At 56.6% G+C, this 3,177-nt stretch carries 2 protein-coding genes; both read right to left on the bottom strand.

The features are described from left to right. Positions 1 to 538: 538 nt before the first annotated feature. Entirely contained in the window at positions 539 to 1,645 is a 1,107-nt protein-coding gene (locus JRJ26_20435) for a glycerol dehydrogenase (GenBank protein MBW2059857.1), read from the bottom strand. Positions 1,646 to 2,069: 424 nt separating this feature from the next. Further along, positions 2,070 to 2,726, bottom strand: coding sequence for a DUF4197 domain-containing protein (locus JRJ26_20430; protein ID MBW2059856.1), 657 nt, complete (start codon positions 2,724 to 2,726; stop codon positions 2,070 to 2,072). Positions 2,727 to 3,177 lie beyond the last annotated feature (451 nt).

Here is a 3,177-nt window from a genome sequence, read left to right as displayed (position 1 = left end):
TCTTCTTGAAGCCTGCAACGGCTTTTCCGCGGCTCCGTGACTTTTCCACCCCCGTTGACCTCGATCCTTCGCCACCGCCCCTGCCTTCGGCAATGCGCTTTAACGAGTCGTATTTATGAAACAGACCCGAATAAGACTCAAGGCGAGACTTGACCACTTGCCTCAGGACACTGTGAAGGGACGAATCCTTGGCTCGTGCCATAGCCGGCGCGATGGAACCGTCTGCGATCCCTCCGCAACCGATGATCCCGTAACGAATCGTCATTGTTCATCCTCCCTGGAAAGGCTTGCAGGCCTGCCGCGATATTAGCAAAACCGACAAGGGCGGTCAATTCGATCGAGGACTCCTCCGCTGCCTGGCTGGAGAGAGACACCCGTCTTCTTGAAGCCTGCAACGGCTTTTCCGCGGCTCCGTGACTTTTCCACCCCCGTTGACCTCGATCCTTCGCCACCGCCCCTGGCTTCGGCAATGCGCTTTAACGAGTCGTATTTATGAAACAGACCCGAATAAGACTCAAGGCGAGACTTGACCACTTGTCTACTGTCCGACTCTAGACTTTTTCCTGTATCGCCCGTGCGCATCCAAGGCTCTCAGGGCCGAAAGAACCATCCTGGGCACAACAGGAATCGGCTCGTTGTGAATCGTTTCCCCTTCAGCGCAAGCGGCCTCAGATACCTCCATCAGTTCCTCGTCCGACACACCTTTCAGCCCGATGTCGGCAAGGGTTGTCGGGAGACCCATGGCTTCGCAGAAGGAGAAAACCTCATCGATTATGTTTTTGGGTTTGTCGGTGAGTATCAGGGAGGCCAATACCCCGATCGTGACCTTTTCACCGTGGTAGGAACCGTGCGTCCCCTCCAACACCGTCAGGCCGTTATGAATCGCGTGGGCAGCCGCCAGTCCCCCGCTCTCAAAACCCAGGCCGCTCAGCAGGGTATTCGCCTCCACGATATGGTCCAGCGCAGGCGTGACCACGTGCGCTTCACAGGCGAGCTTCGCAGCCACACCGTGCTCGAGCAGCGTCTCATAACAGAGACGTGCCAGGGCGTAAGAGGTCATCGTGCCTACCCCCCCTGCCGTATTTTTCGCGTGCTTCGCTCGGCACGACTCTGCCTCGAACCGTGTTGCCAGGGCATCGCCCATGCCTGACACCAAGAACCTGACCGGGGCGGATGCTATGATCCCCGTGTCGACCAGCACCAGATCGGGGTTCTTCGGGAGGAACAGATAGCGCTTGAACCCGCCCGAGGGTGTATAGATAACCGAAATGGCACTGCAGGGTGCGTCGGTCGATGCAATCGTGGGAACGACCACGACCGGCCTCTTGACTTCATCGGCAACGGCTTTGGCCGTATCGAGTGTCTTTCCTCCACCCACCCCTGCTATCACCTCACATGCGGTTTGTTTCGATATTTCCGACAGTCGTGCTATCTCCTCTTCGGTGCATTCCCCACCGAACTCGGCTACTCTCGTATCTATGGCCTCCTCGATCGATCCCAGAAAGCCCGGCAGCAAGCCGGCACTCACTACAGGGCCGCTGACGACAAGCGCCCTCCTGCCGAATCTGGTCATTTCCGATCCCAAGGACTCAATCGCCCCATGGCCTTGAACATACCTACCAGGAAAGACGGTTGTACCAAGCATTACCATACCCCCGAACGCGCTCCTCTCCCCCCATTAGCATTGGTAAATCTCCCCGGAGGGCTCCCCCTCGGCCTTAGCGAAAGGCCTGACCACTCTCCCACTGCTTCCGAGACCTCCTCACAAAAGCCAGCTTTCCATCGCTACTGGTATCCGAAAGGGCCTCATATGTCAAGCATGGGGATAGGCGACTTGTGAGGGAAACATTATCCGCACCCGAACCTGGAGATCGACAGCCGGCGCCACTACCGAGTCCTCGGGCGGTGATGTGGCAGTCCACCCTGGTGGCCTCGTCGCCGAGTGGGCGAGCTCCTGGACCCGTTGGAGGTCCTTGGTCTTCTGATAGAGAGGGGTGCAGAACGGACGATGGGCGCGGTTTATGAAATCGATTGATAGGCCGTCAAATGCAGGCGCTCTTCTCAGGACTTCAGCGTGACCGGCTGCCAAAAACCTCCTTGAGGATCTCGGTCACCCGTGCCGCCGGGTCTTGCCGGATCTTTCTCTCTTCCTCGGCAACCATGAAAAAGAGACCATCAAGGGCCTTATTTGTAACGTAATCGTCCAGGTCAAAGCCTATCCTATCCCCATAGGGAATGGTTCGCATCTTTGCATCCAGTTTCTGGTATGAACGGGTCGCACCGACCTCGGACATTGCCCTGTGGGTGATCGGCTTGAAAAGCCCATAGAGTCGGTCCCGGGTCTTCTCCTCGAAATAGAGGGTTGCCTCATTGTCCCGGCCGTGGAGTATTTCCCGTGCATCGGCGATGGTCATCTGTTTGATTGCGCTAATGAACAAGGACTTGGCCTCGGGCGCGGCGCGCTCGGCTGCCCGGTTCATGCTCAGTTCGAAGGCATCCAGTTCAGATCCGAATCCCACGAACCGGAGGACCTTTTCAACCTTCTGGACTTTGTCTGGCAGGGGTATGCGGATATTGGGATTCTTGTAATACCCATTCAACCGGGAGACCGTCCCGACCGCATGTGCCGTGCCGATCCGAAGGGCCTCTTTAAGCCCGGCGACGATCTTGCTATCGGAGAGCTCGCCGCCTTTTATGGCGGTTTGGATGCCCTTGAGGATGTCCATGAGGCCGGCCTCGGCAGGGCGGGGCTCGATGGCCGTGAGGCCTATCAAGAGAAGAGCCGCAAGAGATACAACCGACACAACCGATTTCACGATTTCTCTCCTTTTCCCTCTTAAGTGCTGGCATCAGGCTTTGATTTTGACTTCTGGCCTTTCCCAGGGAGACAAAGAGCGTCAGGCCTTGCGCTCTGCCTCTTGCCCAAATAGCCATCTACCCAGTAACCTGCGATTCCCAAGACTGAGAAGCCAATACCATCTATTTGACGGACACCTGCCCTGATACTGCTCTAGTATCTGATTTCTGCTAAGTAGCTGCATTCTACCATAATCCCATTGATACCATAGATAGCATTCGCCGTGTCTCCTCATGGCATCATATCACTGACAGGAGCAGTTGCCGTGATGGAACGCCAGCCAGACTATCAGTATAGACCCATTGTGATCGGTTTCAACC

It is taken from the genome of Deltaproteobacteria bacterium, from assembly GCA_019308905.1.
In the GTDB taxonomy this organism is placed as follows: domain Bacteria; phylum Desulfobacterota; class BSN033; order WVXP01; family WVXP01; genus JAFDHF01.
Note: the sequence above shows the minus strand (reverse complement) of the source record. Positions and strands in the feature narration are given on the sequence as shown.

Excerpts from the sequence above, each read along its gene's own strand:
- JRJ26_20430 (MBW2059856.1), bottom strand. The coding sequence starts at position 2,726 with ATGGACATCCTCAAGGGCATCCAAACCGCCATAAAAGGCGGCGAGCTC.
- JRJ26_20435 (MBW2059857.1), bottom strand. The coding sequence starts at position 1,645 with ATGCTTGGTACAACCGTCTTTCCTGGTAGGTATGTTCAAGGCCATGGG.